Genomic DNA, 17604 nt, shown 5'->3' with positions numbered 1-17604 from the left:
CAAACTTGCAAAATTAGATACATACTCACGTATTTTTATACGACTTAATTAAAACTCAGCTCAAAGCCCCCCACAATTTAACCAACATACAGCAATTTATCAGATTGAAATAGCTAAACACCCAGCTTCATATCGCTGAGCTGCAAAGAATTATTCTACAGCCTAGCAGTCACCCGATAGCTGTCATTATTTGAAACAGAATATCTATTTAGTTATTGGCTAATATATGCGATAAATGTCATCAGATTTGTAACTCGCCAATAACACTAAGAAACATAAAAGTGTTAACGCGACCTATAACAATAATGACAACAAATGGACTGTGCATGCTAACTTCAAAAATAAAACCTCTCTACACTGCGATAGCGTTAAGCTTAGCAAGTGTTTCTCTTGCTGCTAATGCCTCTGATGATGCTTCTAAAGAAACAGAAAAATGGCAAGTTAATGCGCCTGCGAACGCGCCGCTAGAAAAACTCTCTATTGATGTCACCGAAGGCACATGGATGAATGTCAGCATTTCCCCTGACGGTAAGACCATAGTGTTTGACTTACTCGGTGATATTTATCAAATGCCAATAAAAGGTGGCGAGGCAAAAAAACTCGCTTCTGGCATCGCTTGGCAAATGCAGCCGGTATATAGCCCAGATGGCAAATATATTGCCTTCACCTCAGATGAAGATGGCGGTGATAATATTTGGGTAATGAATGCTGACGGTTCGAACCCACATCCTGTAACCAGTGAAACCTTCCGCTTGCTCAATAGCCCAGCTTGGAGCCCTGACTCACAATACTTAGTGGCCCGCAAACATTTTACCGGTAGTCGCAGTTTAGGTGCTGGTGAAGTGTGGATGTATCACGTCGCTGGCGGCGAAGGGGTAAAATTAACTGAGCGTCCGAACGAACAAAAAGATTTAGGCGAGCCTGCCTATTCACCTGATGGCAGATATATTTATTTCAGCCAAGATGCTACCCCAGGCAAAACCTTTCACTACTCAAAAGATTCAGTAAAAGGTATTTATAAAATTAAGCGCTACGATACTCAGTCTGGTGATATAGAAGTATTACTTGAAGGCACTGGCGGCGCCATTCGCCCAACACCTAGCCCTGATGGCACCAAGTTAGCTTATATCAAACGTGATGGCTTCCAATCTTCGCTGTATTTACTCGATTTAAAATCAGGGGCGCAAACTAAGCTTTATGGTGATTTAGATCGTGATATGCAAGAAACATGGGCAATTCATGGTGTGTATCCGACCATGTCTTGGACCCAAGACAATGAACAAATTGTTTTTTGGGCCAAAGGTAAAATTAATAAATTAACCCTTGAAGACAAGTCTGTTGAGAATATTCCTTTCAGCGTTAAAACTGAATTAGAGGTGCAACCATCAGTACGCTTCACTCAAAATCTAGATAAGGATAATTTCGACGTAAAAATGCTGCGTATGGCACAAGTCTCACCTAACGGTGAAAAAGTGGTTTTTGAAGCATTAGGCAAACTTTGGATCCGTGATATTGAAGATGGTAAACAAAAGCGTTTAACTAGACTTGATGATGACGTTAATGAACTATTCCCGCAATGGTCACGGGACGGCAAGAATATCGTCTTTACCACTTGGAATGATCAAGACCAAGGCACCGTCAGTATTGTGAGTAGCAAAGGTGGTCGCAGTAAACAACTGACATCACTGCCAGGTAAATATGTCGAACCAACCTTTTCACCAGATGGTAAAACCGTTGTCTACCGTAAAGCGAAAGGCGGATATGTCACTCCTAGAACTTGGTCCCAAGAACCGGGTTTATATAAAGTTGATCTAAAGAATAAGCAAAATATCAAAGTTTCAGCTAGCGGTTATCAGCCACAATTTGGCGCTGATAATAATCGTGTCTTTTTTATGGATCACGGTAAAACCCCAGAACTGGCATCAATCAGTTTAGACGGCTTTGAAAAACGCACTCACTACACTAGCGAACATGCTACCGAATTTAGAGTATCGCCAAATGGTGAGCACCTTGCCTTTGCTGAACGCTTTAGAGTTTATGTCACCCCTTTTGCCAAGCATGGCGAAACCATCAAAATCAGCCCGAAAGCGAAAAACTTACCAGTAATGCAATTAAGTGCCCGCGCAGGTGAAAGCATTAGCTGGAACAGTAACAATGAAGAAATTTATTGGACTTTAGGCCCAGACCTTTATCAAGCCAAAGTGGATACTGACTACAACAGCGATGAGGAAGCTAAGCCTGAAGTTACTGCTATTGGTTTCACTAAAAAAGCAGATGTTCCACGTGGAACAATCGCATTTGTTGGTGGCAAAATCATTACCATGGAAAATGACCAAGTTATTGATAATGGTGTTGTCATCGTTAAAGATAATAAAATTGTCAATGTTGGCGATGCTAACTTAACCATTCCAACTGATGCACAAGTCATCGACATTAAAAGTAAAACTTTAATGCCAGGTTTATTTGATGCCCATGCTCATGGTAGCCAAGCAGATGATGAAATCACGCCACAGCAAAACTGGCAATTATACTCAGCACTGTCATTGGGCGTGACTGCAATACATGATCCGTCAAATGACACCACTGAGATTTTTGCAGCATCAGAGCAACAAAAAGCCGGTAATATTGTGGGTCCGCGCATATTCTCAACCGGAACTATTTTATACGGCGCTAATGCACCAGGTTACACATCCCATGTAGATTCACTGGATGATGCAAAATTCCATTTAGAGCGTCTTAAAAAGGTAGGCGCTTTCAGCGTGAAAAGTTACAACCAACCACGTCGTAACCAACGCCAACAAGTGATTCAGGCTGCCCGTGAATTAGAAATGATGGTGGTTCCTGAAGGTGGTAGTTTGCTGCAGCATAACTTGTCGATGATTGCTGATGGCCATACCACTGTCGAACACTCATTACCCGTTGGTTCTATCTATAGCGATATTAAACAGTTCTGGAGTCAAACCAAAGTCGGTTATACCCCAACACTGGTTGTCGCATATGGCGGTATTTCTGGCGAGCATTACTGGTACGATAAAACTGATGTTTGGGCACACCCTCGCTTAAGCATGTATGTTCCGTCTGATATTCTTAATGCCCGCTCAATGAGAAGAACAACTGCACCGGATGAACATTACAATCACTTCAATGTGGCACGGGTTGCCAATGAGCTAAATGATATTGGCATCAAACCCAATATTGGTGCTCATGGTCAACGTGAAGGTTTAGCGGCGCACTGGGAAATGTGGATGTTTGCTCAAGGTGGTATGAGCAATATGGATGTGCTGAAAACAGCAACCATAAACCCTGCAACCACCTTCGGTATGGATCATCAAATAGGCTCAATTAAAGCCGGTAAACTAGCTGATATTATTGTGATTGACGGCGACCCATTAACTGATATTCGTGTGACTGATAAAGTGTCTTACACCATGGTCAATGGTAAGTTATTTGATTCAGAAACCATGAATCAATTGAATGGCGAAGAAGTTAGCCGTAAACCATTTTTCTTTGAGAAAAAAGATTAATACTGAGGCAACAAGCTTAGGCTAATCGAAAATGATTTAGCAAAAAAAGAAAAGGATGTTCCACGTGGAACATCCTTTTTTTATTTGCTAAAAAACTGCGTTAAACAAAATCGCTTCCATAACAAAAACAATCTGTTGTATGGTCATTAACCATACCTACCGCTTGCATAAAAGCATAACAAATAGTTGGCCCTACAAAGTTAAACCCAAGCTTTTTAAGTGCTTTAGACATGGCCTCAGATTCTGCTGTTTGAGCAGGTAAATCCGCCGAAGTTAAATAATGATTTACGACAGGCTTACCGCCAACAAACTGCCAAAGAAATTCAGAAAAATCATTACCCTGCTCAACAAAGGCTAAATAGGCTTTGGCATTTCGAATAATAGAATTAACCTTTAGACGGTTCCTGATAATTCCAGGGTTTAATAGTAATTCTTCGACTTTGGCATCATCGAATGTGGCAATCACTTTTGGATCAAAATTGGCAAACAAAGCTTGGTAATTGTGTTGCTTCTTTAAAATGGTGATCCAAGATAATCCTGCTTGCTGACCATCCAAGCAAAGCTTTTCAAATAACTCGATGGGATCATAAACAGGCCGCCCCCAAACATTATCATGATAGTCTTGATAAATAGGGTCATCACTGACCCAACCACAACGTTGTTGAACCATTTATTGAGTCCTTTACTATTTTTAATCTCTACGTTAAAAAATAACCTACATAAGCCTTTATCTACAAGGTATAATCAAAACCATTTTCTATTTATAGCCTAACCAGTAGATAAGCGGACATGACGACGAAACACGACGTAAAAACATTCCAGGGCTTTATTATGACCCTGCAGGAATTCTGGGCGCAGCAAGGTTGCGCAATAGTTCAACCATTAGACATGGAAGTTGGCGCTGGTACATTCCACCCAATGACATTCTTGCGCTCATTAGGCCCAGAGCCTATGAGTAGTGCTTATGTTCAGCCATGTCGTCGCCCTACCGATGGCCGTTACGGTGAAAACCCTAACCGTCTACAACACTACTATCAATTTCAAGTAGTGCTTAAGCCTTCTCCTAGCAATATTCAAGAGCTATACCTTGGCTCTTTAGAAGCACTAGGCGTAGATATGGGCGTCCATGATGTTCGCTTCGTAGAAGACAACTGGGAATCACCTACATTAGGTGCTTGGGGTCTAGGTTGGGAAGTTTGGTTAAACGGTATGGAAGTATCGCAATTTACCTACTTCCAACAAGTGGGCGGTTTAGAGTGTAAGCCTGTAACTGGTGAAATCACTTACGGCCTTGAACGTCTTGCGATGTATATCCAAGAAGTTGATAGCGTATATGACCTAGTATGGACAGACGGTCCAATGGGTAAAGTGATGTATGGTGATATTTTCCATCAGAACGAAGTTGAGCAATCAACCTATAACTTTGAACACGCCAATGTAGAAGTACTATTCAAGCAGTTTGATGATTGTGAAGTCGCTTGTCAGCATTTACTTGACCTTGAAAAGCCATTGCCTCTTCCTGCATACGAACAAGTAATGAAAGCATCTCATGCCTTTAACTTACTTGATGCTCGCCACGCGATTTCGGTTACTGAACGTCAACGTTATATTTTACGTGTACGTACTATGGCCAAAGGTGTTGCAGAGTCTTACTACCAAGCCCGTGAAGCGCTTGGTTTCCCAATGTGTAAGTAGAGGTAAATAGAATGAATGTTGAAAACTTACTCATTGAAGTGGGTACTGAAGAATTACCGCCAAAAGCATTACGTAAATTAGCTGAATCATTTTTAGCTAACTTCAGCGAAGAGCTAACCAAAGCTGAGTTGGCCTTTGAAAAAGCCACTTGGTACGCTGCGCCGCGCCGTTTAGCTATTAGCATTGAACAACTTGCTGTAGCTCAAGCTGACAAAGTCGTTGAAAAACGTGGCCCTGCTGTTGCCCAAGCATTTGATGCTGATGGCAACCCAACGAAAGCAGCTATGGGCTGGGCTCGTGGTAACGGCATCACTGTGGAACAAGCTGAGCGCTTGAAAACAGATAAAGGCGAATGGTTATTACACCAAGCTAAAGTGGTTGGCGTAGAAACTAAATCACTGATCGCAGCCATGGCGCAAAAAGCATTAGATAAGTTACCAATTCCTAAGCCAATGCGCTGGGGAAGTAACACCACACAATTTATCCGTCCGGTTCATACCGTTACTATGCTATTAGGTGATGAGTTAGTTGATGGTGAATTGTTAGGTATCAAATCAGCACGTACTATTCGTGGTCACCGCTTTATGGGCGTTGATACCTTCGAGTTAGATCATGCTGACAACTACTTAGCCGCTCTTGAGCAGCAAGGTAAGGTTTTAGCTGATTACCAACGTCGTAAAGATATTATCAAGACTAACGCTGAAGCTGCAGCCAAAGACATTGGCGGTGTTGCAGAACTTGAAGATGACTTACTTGAAGAAGTCACCTCTTTGGTTGAGTGGCCTGTGGTACTCACCGCTAACTTTGAAGAAAAGTTTTTAGACGTACCGGCTGAAGCCTTGGTTTACACCATGAAAGGCGATCAGAAATACTTCCCTGTATTTGATAAAGCCGGCCAGTTGCTACCAAACTTTATCTTCGTGACTAATATCGAATCTAAAGATCCACAGCAGATTATTTCAGGTAACGAAAAAGTAGTTCGTCCTCGTTTAGCTGATGCTGAGTTCTTCTTTGAAACAGATAAGAAAGAGTCATTAGAAGCGCGCCTTGCTAGCTTAGAAACGGTTGTATTCCAAAAGCAATTAGGCACGATTAAACAACGTGTTGAACGTATCTCTGCAATAGCCGGTTTTATTGCCACCAGCATTGATGCCAACAGCGAAGAAGCGAGCCGTGCAGGTTTACTGTCTAAGTCAGACTTAATGACCAATATGGTGATGGAGTTTACTGATCTTCAAGGCACTATGGGCATGCACTATGCACGCTTAAATGGTGAAACTGAAGCTGTCGCAGTTGCTTTAGCTGAACAATACAAGCCAAAGTTCTCTGGCGATACCGTGCCTACTGCACCTATTTCAATCTGTGTCGCGCTAGCTGAAAAGCTTGATACCTTAGTGGGTATTTTCGGTATTGGCCAAGCCCCTAAGGGTGCTGCAGATCCATTCGCACTGCGTCGTGCAGCGATTGGTATTTTACGTATTTGTTTAGAAAACAACTTGCCATTAGACTTAGTTGATTTAATTGATAAAGCAAAACAATTACACGGTGAAAACCTCACTAACGACAATGTGTCTGAGCAAGTGCTTGAATTCTTCATGGGTCGTTTCCGCTCTTGGTATCAAGATCAAGGCGTCAGCGTTGACGTTATTCTTGCAGTGCTGGCACGTAAGCCTACTGCACCGGCTGACTTTGAAAGCCGTATTAAAGCTGTGGCGCACTTCAGAACGTTAGAGCAAGCCGCTGCTTTAGCTGCAGCTAACAAGCGTGTTTCTAACATTCTAGCCAAAGTTGAAGGCGAGACTGCCACTAGCATTGATGCCAGTTTATTGGTTGAACCTGCTGAGAAAGCATTAGCTGAAAAGTTAGCTGAACTGCAACCACAGCTTGCGCCATTATTTGCTGCGGCAAACTACCAAGAAGCGTTAGCATTACTGGCGAACCTGCGTGAAAGCGTTGATGCCTTCTTTGAAGGTGTCATGGTAATGGCTGATGATGAAGCCCTTAAGAATAACCGCTTAGCATTACTAAATAGCCTGCGTGAGCAATTCTTACATGCTGCAGATATCTCACTACTACAATAATAGTTAACCCTATTAAGTTGTAAAAAAAACGCGCTTTAACATCAGTTAAGCGCGTTTTTTATTGGCTGATTTTTAAAGCCTCATGATTAATTTTAAATGAAGACTTCGAATCAAATATTAAAAGCTAATCAGTTTTTGATGGAAAACATCAAACTCAGATTGATTCAAACCGACTTGCTGCAATAGCTGCTGTAAATCATCTTGTTCAAGTTTATCTTTTTGCCGCAACATAGAACACTCACTGATGATATTTGCCCGCCATACAGCCAATGCCATCATGTCTGTTGGACGATAATCAGAATTAGCTAATTGTGCTAGCTGAAACTCAAACTGTGCTGGCAGCTGCCAATGCTTCGCCAGTAACGCACTTAGCCCTAACGACTTAGTGGTCATCACTTGCTTAAACAATGCCGAACTTGGCTGTTCACCCGGCTCGGCTTTTTCAAAGGCATCCAGCAGCATTTTGAAAATGGCGATTTTGCCAACATCATGAAGTAATCCCAGTAAAAACACCGTATCAGCATCTTCTTCAGCTAAGTCACTGGCAATAAAAGCCACTTGCATTGAATGACGCCAAATTTCAGCGCCAAAACGCCTAAAGTAAATCGGCTTAATATCAATCATTTCTTTCACTAAACAACTGCGAACAAACTGACGTAATTGCGCTCGCCCTAACTGCACAATAGCTTGGTGTAGATTAGTAATATCTTTGCCTGAACGCTTAAAAGCACTTGAGTTGCATAACTTTAATACTTCGACGCTCAGTACCGGATCTTGCTCAATTAACTGCAGTACTTGTTTGGTTTCAATCTCATCTTGGGATAGTTTATGGTCAAGCTCGGTTATGCGCCTTGGCAGTTTTAACACCTTGGCAGCAATATCTTGAGGTGCACTAAAAGCGATGTCGATTTCGGCTAATATGCTACGTTCAAGATTATTAGCCATGCCACCAGTTTTATGGCTACTCATAGGAAAAAGTAGACTATAAAACAGCGCCGACAAATCTATTTGTTGCGCCTCTTCTGGTGTTTCACTTGAGTTGCTTAAGTATGATTTAGTTTGCCTTACATATGAGTTACTAGAGCACAGTTTCGAGTCTGTAGCGCTTGACTCTTGGGTGTTAGCCGATAGCAATGAATGCTGCTCATTTAATGCTTTGGCTTGTTTGACCTCAACGGCCGGTCTTAAATTAAAAATCTTATTGAATAGCTTTTTAAACACAATAAATTACCTACACTTCAGGTAAATATACAACAGTGACAAGATGAGTTTGTAGAGATTACCGATAAAAAAATGGGCGCCTTAAGGCACCCATTTAATGTATTTTAAACTCGACTACACGTCTAAGTTAGCAACGTTTAGCGCGTTAGTTTCAATGAAGTCACGACGCGGTTCAACTTGATCGCCCATCAAACAAGTAAACAATTGATCAGCGCCTACGGCATCTTCAATGGTGACTTGTAGCATACGACGAGTTTCAGGATCCATTGTAGTTTCCCACAATTGCTCAGGGTTCATTTCACCCAATCCTTTATAACGTTGGATGTACAAACCACGTTTAGCTTCAGACATAGTCCAATCAAGCGCCTCTAAGAAGCTATCAACTTCTTTCATACGCTCGCCACGTTTAACATAGCCGCCTTCTTCAATCATACCGTCTAATGCTGAGCCTAACTTAGCAATACGTTGGTAATCATTTGATTGGAAGAAGTCGTAACTAAATACGTAGTTAGTATCAATACCATGCTTACGGATTGTTAGGCTTGGTAGGTATACCTGACGCTCAGGATCTAATTGTGGTTCAATGTTATAAATAACGCCGTCAGTTTCAATCTCAATAAGGTCAGCGACAAAGGCATCACACCACTGCTTCATTTGTGCTTCGTCAGCCAGCATTTCATTGTTCAGTGCTGGGTGGTAAAGCATACGGTTACAAATAACCGTTGGGTAACGCTTAGTTAAACGCTCAATAACCGCTTCAACCTCACGATACTGGCTCACTAAACGCTCTAGTGGCTCACCTGTCATACCTGGTGCACCCGCAGAAGGGTAAATATGAGTACCATCTAACGCTTGAGTGGTTAAGTATTCCGTTAGTGCTGGCTCATCTTTTAGGTACTGCTCTTGCTTACCTTTTTTAACTTTAAATAAAGGTGGTTGAGCAATATAGATGTAACCACGTTCAATCAACTCTGGCATTTGACGGAAGAAGAAAGTCAACAGCAGCGTACGAATGTGCGAGCCATCGACGTCAGCATCGGTCATGATGATGATGTTGTGATAACGGGTTTTCTCAGGATCATAATCATCACGGCCAATACCACAACCTAATGCAGTGATCAGCGTCGCGACCTCTTGAGAAGATAACATTTTATCGAAACGTGCTTTTTCAACGTTAAGAATTTTACCTTTTAGCGGAAGAATAGCTTGGTTTTTACGGTTACGTCCCTGCTTGGCTGATCCGCCAGCAGAGTCCCCTTCCACTATGTATATTTCAGAAAGCCCAGGGTCTTTCTCTTGGCAATCAGCAAGCTTACCTGGCAAACCACCTAAATCTAATGCGCCTTTACGACGGGTCATTTCACGGGCTTTACGCGCCGCTTCACGAGCACGTGCCGCATCAACGATTTTACCAACAATTAATTTTGCATACGTTGGGTTTTCTAATAGGTAATCATTTAATTGCTCACCCATTGTTTGTTCAACCGCACCTTTCACTTCACTCGACACTAACTTGTCTTTAGTTTGTGAACTGAATTTAGGATCTGGCACTTTTACTGAAATAACCGCGGTTAACCCTTCACGAGCATCATCACCCGTTGCATTGGTTTTACCTTTTTTATTGAAACCTTCACGCTCCATATAGTTATTTAAGTTACGGGTTAATGCACCCCGGAAACCCGCTAAGTGAGTACCGCCATCACGTTGTGGGATGTTATTGGTAAAACAGAATATCTTTTCTTGATAACCGTCATTCCACTGCATTGCCACTTCAACGGTAATGCCGTCTTCACGCTCTTGAGTAAAGTGGAAAACCTCTTTATTCACCGGCGTTTTATTGAGGTTAAGGTAATCAACGAAAGCACTGATGCCGCCTTCGTATTTAAAGAATTCATCACGGCCATCACGTTCATCAACTAAACGGATACCCACACCTGAGTTCAAGAATGATAATTCACGAACACGTTTAGCCAAGATGTCAAAGTGGAATAGCACATCTGAGAATGTTTCACTGCTTGGCCAGAAACGGATTGAAGTACCGGTTTTTTCTGATTCACCCACTGGGGTGATTGGCGTATCAGGTACACCCATTGAATAAAACTGCTCGTAAACTTTACCGTTACGACGAATGGTCATTTGCAGTTTTTCAGATAATGCGTTTACAACCGAAACACCAACACCGTGTAAGCCACCTGATACTTTATAAGAGTTATCATCAAACTTACCACCGGCATGAAGTACCGTCATAATAACTTCGGCAGCGGACACACCTTCTTCTTCATGAACCTCTACAGGAATACCACGGCCATCATCTTGTACTGATACCGAGCCATCTGAATGAATGGTGATAGTAATGTCACTACAGTGGCCTGCTAAGGCTTCATCGATAGAGTTATCGACCACTTCGAATACCATGTGATGAAGACCTGTACCATCGTCAGTATCGCCGATGTACATCCCTGGTCTCTTACGAACAGCATCAAGGCCTTTTAAAACCTTAATACTCGAAGAATCATAACTATTCTCTGACATATTTCTCTCTCGTTTTTATTCAACTACCGTGACTTGCCCATGTTCCACATGAAACATCTTACTTGGTGGGCTAGCCAGCGAATCGACTATTGCAACAGGATCAATCGCTGTGACAAAAATTTGTGCACCGGTTTCGGTTAACTGTTTTAGTAATAGTTGCCTATGCTGAGCATCTAACTCAGATGGAAGATCATCCACTAGGTAAATACTATGCTTGTTTTGCTGTTTTTGAAGCAATTTACCCTGTGCAAGGCGCAGTGCACAGACTAATAATTTTAACTGTCCTCGGGATAACGCATCCTGTACCGGTAAGCTGCCAACGCGTAATCGTAAATCCGCTTTATGTGGTCCACTGCCGGTATTTCCCGATGCTAAATCTCGGTGATATTGAGTTTTAAGTAACTCGGCAAATTCCGTTTTGCTATCCCAGCCACGGGTAAAGGAAACCTTAATATCAACCCGTGGTAAAAACTCTTCGATTATACCCTTAAGTAGCTCATTTAACGAGTCCACATATTGATTTCGTATCGAAGTAACCTGCTCAGCATAACGCACCAATTCCTTATCCCAAAATTGTATATTGGTGTAAGAGGCTCCATCTCTAAGAAGCTGATTTCTTTGCTTTAAAATTCTTCTGGTATTCACCCATGCCGTATAAAAATGACTGTCAGCATGAAAAGCTCCCCAGTCGATAAACTGCCGGCGTGCTTTTGGGCCTTCAAATAGTAAAGAAAAACTTTCAGGGGTGATAACTTGAATAGGTAACGTCTCAGCTAATACCGATAATCGCTTCACGTTATCGCCATTAAATTTAACATCAATGTCGCCATTGCGGAACCGTCTAAGGCCTAATTTAGCTTCGCCATTAGGCATTTCGAGCTTGGCAAACAAGGTCAGTTGATCTTGCTCAATATTGATAACCCGCTGGGACAGATGGCTACGAAACGAACGCCCCATACCGAGAAAATAAATGGCTTCTAAAATGCTGGTTTTACCACTGCCATTTTCACCATAAATTAAATTAAGCCCATCACTTGGCGCTAATGTCGCTGACAAAATATTTCGGAAATGTTCGATATTGAGGCGGGTTAAACTCATGGAAAATAAACAGACCCTAATTTAAAAAGAGTGAAACGAAAGAAGGTGCCTTAATGTAGCACCTTCTTGGGGTAAAACGTTATAGTTAAACGGCGCTTAATCAAGTTTAAGCGACTATTTACTTATAAGCGCATTGGCATAACCACGTACATAGAGTCTTCTTCTGCGTGGTTTTCAATTAGTGCGCTTGAGTTACCGTCTATTAAGGTAATTCTAACATCATCACTGGCTAAATTATTTAATACGTCCAATAGATAGCTGACGTTAAAGCCAATTTCTAGGTTATCTGAGTTGTATTCAACATCGATAATCTCTTCTGCTTCTTCTTGCTCCGGGTTATTGGCGGTAATGCGCAATAATCCCGGCTCAAGCTGAATACGCACACCTCTGAACTTCTCATTCGACAAAATAGAAGCACGGGTTAACGCTTGTTTTAATTGATTACGGCTAGCCACCACAATTTTGGTGCCGCCTTTAGGTAATACGCGGCGATAATCAGGGAAACGACCATCGACTAATTTACTGGTGAATACCGCATTGGCAGTAATCGCACGAATCGCACTATCACCAATCGCAATGGTAATATCACTGTCTTCACTTTCAAGTAAACGCGCCATTTCAACCACGCCTTTACGCGGCACAATCACTTGCTTCTCAGGTAAGCTGGTTTCTATTTGACGATGACTTAATGCTAAGCGATGACCGTCTGTGGCAATGGCCTTTAAGGTGTTACCTGCGGTTTCAAATAACAAGCCATTTAGATAATAACGCACATCTTGGTTTGCCATTGAAAATTGTGTCGAGTCAATAATCGACTTCAAAGTGCCCTGCTTTAAGCTAAATTCAATTTCAGCTTCAAACGCTTCAACATTGGGATAATCTGATGCTGGCAAGGTCGCCAGTGAAAAACGACTACGGCCTGAGCGTAATAACCATTTGTTCTCTTGCTGCTCAATTTTAATTTCAACTTGCTCAGGAAGAGATTTAACAATATCTAATAATTTTTTAGCCGGAACTGTGGTGCGTCCCACTTCAACTTCACCTTGGATGGGAGCTTGACCGACAAGCTCAACCTCTAAGTCCGTACCTGTAAGCTTAAGTGAGCCCTCACTAACTTCAACAAGTAGATTAGATAAAATTGGCAAGTTATGGCGTCTTTCTACTGCGCCACAAACCAACTGAAGTGGTTTTAATAGGGCATCCCTATCAATTGAAAATTTCATTCGTCTCAATTTCCCGATATTAAGAAGATAAGGTACGTATCAAGTTAGCATAATCTTCTTTAATGTCATGACTTTCTTCACGTAACTGAGCAATTTTTCTGCATGCATGTAATACAGTAGTATGATCACGACCACCAAATGCGTCACCAATTTCAGGCAAGCTTTGGTTAGTTAACTCTTTTGATAATGCCATTGCCACTTGACGTGGTCTGGCAACACTGCGCGAACGGCGCTTAGATAACATGTCAGCCATTTTAATTTTGTAATATTCAGCAACGGTTTTCTGAATATTATCAATGGTGACTAACTTTTCTTGTAACGCCAGTAAATCACGTAATGCTTCACGGACAAAATCAATGGTAATTGGACGTCCGGTAAAATTAGCATTAGCAATAACGCGATTTAATGCGCCTTCTAATTCACGCACATTTGAGCGCAAACGCTTAGCAATAAAAAATGCCACTTCATCAGGCAGATTAATGCCGCTCTCTTGTGCTTTACGCATTAAGATCGCCACACGGGTTTCAAGTTCTGGCGGTTCAATGGCAACGGTTAGGCCCCAACCAAAGCGAGATTTTAAGCGATCTTCAACACCATCGATTTCCTTGGGATATTTATCCGAAGTTAAAATGACTTGATGGTTACCTTCAAGTAATGCGTTAAAGGTATGGAAGAATTCTTCTTGAGAACGATCTTTATTGGCAAAAAATTGAATGTCATCAATAAATAATGCATCAACACTGCGGTAGTAACGTTTGAAATCTTCAATGGCGTTATTTTGCAGTGCTTTAACCATGTCCTGAACAAAGCGCTCAGAATGCATGTAAACCACTTTGGCATTGGGATTATTTTTGATGATCCCATTGCCAACAGCGTGTAATAAATGGGTTTTACCTAAACCAGTACCACCATATAAAAATAGTGGGTTATAGGCGCCACCTGGATTTTCAGCCACTTGAAGTGCAGCCGCTTTACCCAGTTGGTTTGATTTACCTTCAACAAAATTATCAAACTGGTAAGTCGGATTAATGTTACTGCGGTGGTTAGCATGCTCAACCGGTTCAGCTTGAGTATTAAACGAAGTACTAACGCGCGCTTTAGTATGGGTATTCTGAGGTTTCTTTATTTCAGCAATCACTGGTGCTGCAGGTTTAGCTGCAGACGGACGACTACCAATATCAAAACGCAGCTTAGGCGCATTGCCACCTAACTGTTCAGTGAAAAATTGATTAATGATATTGATATACTTATCACGAACCCAATCGAGCACAAAACGATTCGGCGCATAAAGTACCAAGGTATCACCATCCATTTCAGCTTGCAGCGGACGGATCCACATACTGAATTGCTGCGCAGACAATTCGTCTTGCAGTCTGCCGATACATTGTTGCCACAGTGAAACCGCCACTAAAAATCCTTAAATACCGTTTGTTGAAGGAGGGGTATTCTATCGTTAGATCTCAATGATCGCTATCGATAAAAAAAATTTTATCCCCAAGCTGATCATTGTATGTGGATATCTGTGATCTTTGAAGATCAAAATCGATCTATTTATTATGAATTGTTCATAGATCCTGCTTTATTAACCGATCAACATTGATCTATAATAGCGCGGCTTTGATCTAGTAAAACTATCTTAGATCCACTACATATTGTGTTGGTACACAGAGTTATCCACATCCTGTGGTAGATTTTTAGGGTACTTATCAAAGTTAAATTGGTAAAAATTGTTCATATAGTCATTTTCCTAGTTGACGGTAGTGATTAAAGTGATTACAATTCGGCCTCTTTTTTGCCCTTGCGTCTTATTTCAAGAATGTAAGGTTTATTAACTACTAAATATACGGATTGCCAAAATGAGTAAACGTACTTTTCAACCAAGCAACCTGAAGCGTAAGCGTTCTCACGGCTTCCGCGCACGTATGGCCACTGTAGGCGGCCGTAAAGTGATTGCACGTCGTCGTGCAAAAGGTCGCGCTCGTTTATCTGCTTAATCAGTAGATATTCATAGTGACTAGCTATGCTTTTACGCGGGAGTTGCGTTTGCTAACTCCCGCGCAATTTAAATCTGTATTTTCAAATCCCATCAAAGCATCTTCTGCTGAAATAACTCTGCTTGCTATTCCAAATTCAGAGCAACATCCTCGTATTGGATTAACTGTCGCAAAACGTTTTGTTAAAAATGCCAGTGACCGAAATCGCATTAAACGAGTGATAAGAACTAATTTCCGTTTACACCAGCATGATATTCCAGACCTTGATATAGTTGTCTTGGTAAGAAATGGCGTGGTTGATATGGAAAATGCAGACCTACATAAATTAATAGAGAAGTTATGGCGCAAACTCAGTCGCCGTTACAATGGTTAGCCACAAAGGCTATTCGTGGCTACCAACTCTTTATCAGCCCTATGCTGGGACCCCGCTGTAGATTCAATCCAACATGCTCTTATTATGCAATTGATGCAATAAAAACGCATGGAACTGCGAAAGGTTGTTGGCTTGCGGCGAAACGCATACTAAAATGTCATCCTTTACATCCCGGCGGAAGTGATCCCGTCCCCCCTAAAAACGACAGGTGTAACAAATAGGCTATGGAATCTCAACGTAATTTAATGCTTATCGCTCTGCTTTTTGTCAGCTTTTTAATGTGGCAAGCATGGCAAGACGATAAAGCCCCGCAACCAGTAGCGGCCCAAACAACGTCACAGACTACTAATGTTGCGTCACAAAACGTTAGCGATGTACCAGAGGCTGATGCAGGCATGCCTGTTCAATTACCTGCTACACAAAATTTAATTACTGTGAAAACAGATCAACTAGACATTAAAATCAGCCCAGTAGGCGGTGATATTGTTTATGCTGCATTAGTTGATCATAAAGTTGAAATAGACAGTGATGACCCATTCGTAATACTTGAACAAAATGGTTCATTTAATTACATCTCACAAAGTGGTCTTATTGGCCGCGATGGTATTGATAGCAGCCGCCATGGTCGCGCTCAATTTTCAGCAGAATCTGAAAATTATGTGTTAGCCGATGGCCAAGACTCTTTATCAGTACCGCTTAATTATGTTGATGCTAATGGCGCAGCATATACCAAAGTATTTACCTTCACCCGTGGTCAATTTGATGTGACTGTTGATTACAATGTAAACAACACCACTTCAGCACCGCTGCAAATGCAAATGTATGGTCAAATAAAACAAACTGTACAAGCATCTGAAAGCAGCATGATGATGCCAACTTACCGTGGTGCAGCATACTCGACTAGCGATGTTCGTTACGAAAAGTATGACTTTGATGACATTGCAAAAAGTAACCTAAACCAACAGACACTAGGTGGTTGGGCAGCAATGCTACAACACTACTTTGTATCAGCTTGGGTGCCGCCTGCAGCTGATTCAAATACTATTTTTACCAGCATGAGTGCTGGCGGCCAAGCCAATGTTGGTTTCCGCGGCGCGGTACATGATATTGCACCAGGTGCACAGCAAACCATTAGTGCCCAATTCTATGTTGGCCCTAAAAACCAAGAAGCTTTATCTAAAATTTCTGAAACATTAAACCTTGTTGTAGATTATGGTTTCCTTTGGTGGTTAGCTATCCCAATTCACTGGTTATTGATGTTCTATCAATCCTTTGTAGGTAACTGGGGTGTGGCGATTATTTTAATTACCCTAACCGTGCGTGGTCTTTTATACCCGCTAACCAAAGCACAATACTCGTCAATGGCTAAAATGCGTAACTTGCAGCCTAAACTGACAGAAATGAAAGAACGCTTAGGTGATGACCGCCAGAAAATGGGTCAAGCCATGATGGAGCTGTATAAGAAAGAGAAAGTTAACCCTATGGGTGGCTGTCTTCCTATCTTGCTGCAAATGCCAATTTTCATCGCCTTGTATTGGGTATTACTAGAAAGCTATGAATTACGCCATGCGCCATTCATGCTTTGGATTACCGATTTGTCGGTTCAAGATCCTTACTATGTATTACCATTATTAATGGGTGTGTCTATGTGGTTAATGCAAAAAATGCAACCAATGGCACCGACTATGGATCCTATGCAAGTGAAAATGATGCAGTGGATGCCAGTTATCTTTACTGTGTTCTTCCTATGGTTCCCAGCCGGTCTAGTTCTATACTGGTTAGTAGGTAACTTAGTCGCTATTACCCAGCAAAAGATTATTTATGCAGGTTTAGAGAAAAAAGGCTTAAAATAAGTCATAGCTC

The 17604-nt window shown here is 41.7% G+C and carries 13 protein-coding genes; 7 read left to right on the top strand and 6 right to left on the bottom strand.

Annotated features, from left to right (window positions below; genetic code table 11):
- Positions 1–326 precede the first annotated feature (326 nt).
- On the top strand, positions 327–3524 hold the full coding sequence (locus Q4533_RS08620) for an amidohydrolase family protein (RefSeq protein WP_303502600.1): 3198 nt from the start codon (positions 327–329) through the stop codon (positions 3522–3524).
- 100 nt (positions 3525–3624) lie between these two features.
- Here Q4533_RS08620 and Q4533_RS08615 read toward each other — a convergent pair whose 3' ends face one another.
- Positions 3625–4194 carry a DNA-3-methyladenine glycosylase I gene (locus Q4533_RS08615; RefSeq protein ID WP_102436424.1) on the bottom strand — a complete coding sequence of 190 codons (570 nt, stop codon included), beginning with the start codon at positions 4192–4194 and terminating at the stop codon, positions 3625–3627.
- A 119-nt stretch (positions 4195–4313) separates the two neighbouring features.
- On the opposite strand from Q4533_RS08615, the gene glyQ reads away from it, so the two are divergent.
- Both glyQ and glyS read left to right on the top strand, forming a co-directional pair.
- A complete protein-coding gene (glyQ, locus tag Q4533_RS08610) occupies positions 4314–5219 on the top strand; it encodes a glycine--tRNA ligase subunit alpha (RefSeq protein ID WP_102436422.1) in 906 nt (301 codons plus the stop codon).
- A gap of 11 nt (positions 5220–5230) precedes the next feature.
- Entirely contained in the window at positions 5231–7300 is a 2070-nt protein-coding gene (gene glyS, locus Q4533_RS08605; RefSeq protein ID WP_303502599.1) for a glycine--tRNA ligase subunit beta, read from the top strand.
- A 117-nt stretch (positions 7301–7417) separates the two neighbouring features.
- Here the strand turns inward: glyS and Q4533_RS08600 are convergent, their stop codons facing one another.
- The 5 genes from Q4533_RS08600 to dnaA all read right to left on the bottom strand — a co-directional run bounded on the left by Q4533_RS08600 (position 7418) and on the right by dnaA (position 14782).
- Positions 7418–8521, bottom strand: a complete 1104-nt coding sequence (locus Q4533_RS08600; RefSeq protein ID WP_102520273.1) for an HDOD domain-containing protein — start codon at positions 8519–8521, stop codon at positions 7418–7420.
- Positions 8522–8635: 114 nt separating this feature from the next.
- On the bottom strand, positions 8636–11053 hold the full coding sequence (gene gyrB, locus Q4533_RS08595; RefSeq protein WP_102436416.1) for a DNA topoisomerase (ATP-hydrolyzing) subunit B: 2418 nt from the start codon (positions 11051–11053) through the stop codon (positions 8636–8638).
- A 15-nt stretch (positions 11054–11068) separates the two neighbouring features.
- Positions 11069–12151, bottom strand: a complete 1083-nt coding sequence (gene recF, locus Q4533_RS08590; RefSeq protein WP_102475866.1) for a DNA replication/repair protein RecF — start codon at positions 12149–12151, stop codon at positions 11069–11071.
- A 122-nt stretch (positions 12152–12273) separates the two neighbouring features.
- The gene (gene dnaN / locus Q4533_RS08585) at positions 12274–13374 is read right to left on the bottom strand and encodes a DNA polymerase III subunit beta (RefSeq protein ID WP_102436412.1); all 1101 of its coding nucleotides are present in this window, start codon (positions 13372–13374) and stop codon (positions 12274–12276) included.
- 19 nt (positions 13375–13393) lie between these two features.
- Positions 13394–14782, bottom strand: a complete 1389-nt coding sequence (gene dnaA / locus Q4533_RS08580; RefSeq protein WP_076541770.1) for a chromosomal replication initiator protein DnaA — start codon at positions 14780–14782, stop codon at positions 13394–13396.
- A gap of 448 nt (positions 14783–15230) precedes the next feature.
- Between dnaA and rpmH the strand changes: the two genes are divergently transcribed.
- From rpmH to yidC, 4 genes are read left to right on the top strand one after another with little or no spacing between them, the layout of a single operon-like run.
- On the top strand, positions 15231–15368 hold the full coding sequence (gene rpmH / locus Q4533_RS08575) for a 50S ribosomal protein L34 (RefSeq protein ID WP_011867659.1): 138 nt from the start codon (positions 15231–15233) through the stop codon (positions 15366–15368).
- Between the two features lie 16 nt (positions 15369–15384).
- On the top strand, positions 15385–15741 hold the full coding sequence (gene rnpA, locus Q4533_RS08570) for a ribonuclease P protein component (protein WP_076541772.1): 357 nt from the start codon (positions 15385–15387) through the stop codon (positions 15739–15741).
- Positions 15708–15962: a membrane protein insertion efficiency factor YidD gene (gene yidD, locus Q4533_RS08565; RefSeq protein WP_076541774.1), complete on the top strand. Its 255-nt coding sequence runs from the start codon at positions 15708–15710 to the stop codon at positions 15960–15962. The genes rnpA and yidD overlap by 34 nt, the downstream gene beginning before the upstream one ends.
- 3 nt (positions 15963–15965) lie before the next feature.
- Positions 15966–17594: a membrane protein insertase YidC gene (gene yidC / locus Q4533_RS08560; protein ID WP_102436410.1), complete on the top strand. Its 1629-nt coding sequence runs from the start codon at positions 15966–15968 to the stop codon at positions 17592–17594.
- The last annotated feature ends 10 nt before the right edge of the window (positions 17595–17604 follow it).

The organism is Shewanella sp. 6_MG-2023, from assembly GCF_030547195.1.
Taxonomy (GTDB): domain Bacteria; phylum Pseudomonadota; class Gammaproteobacteria; order Enterobacterales; family Shewanellaceae; genus Shewanella.
The sequence above is the reverse complement of the archived record's forward strand: the minus strand, read 5'-3'. Positions and strand labels throughout refer to the sequence as shown.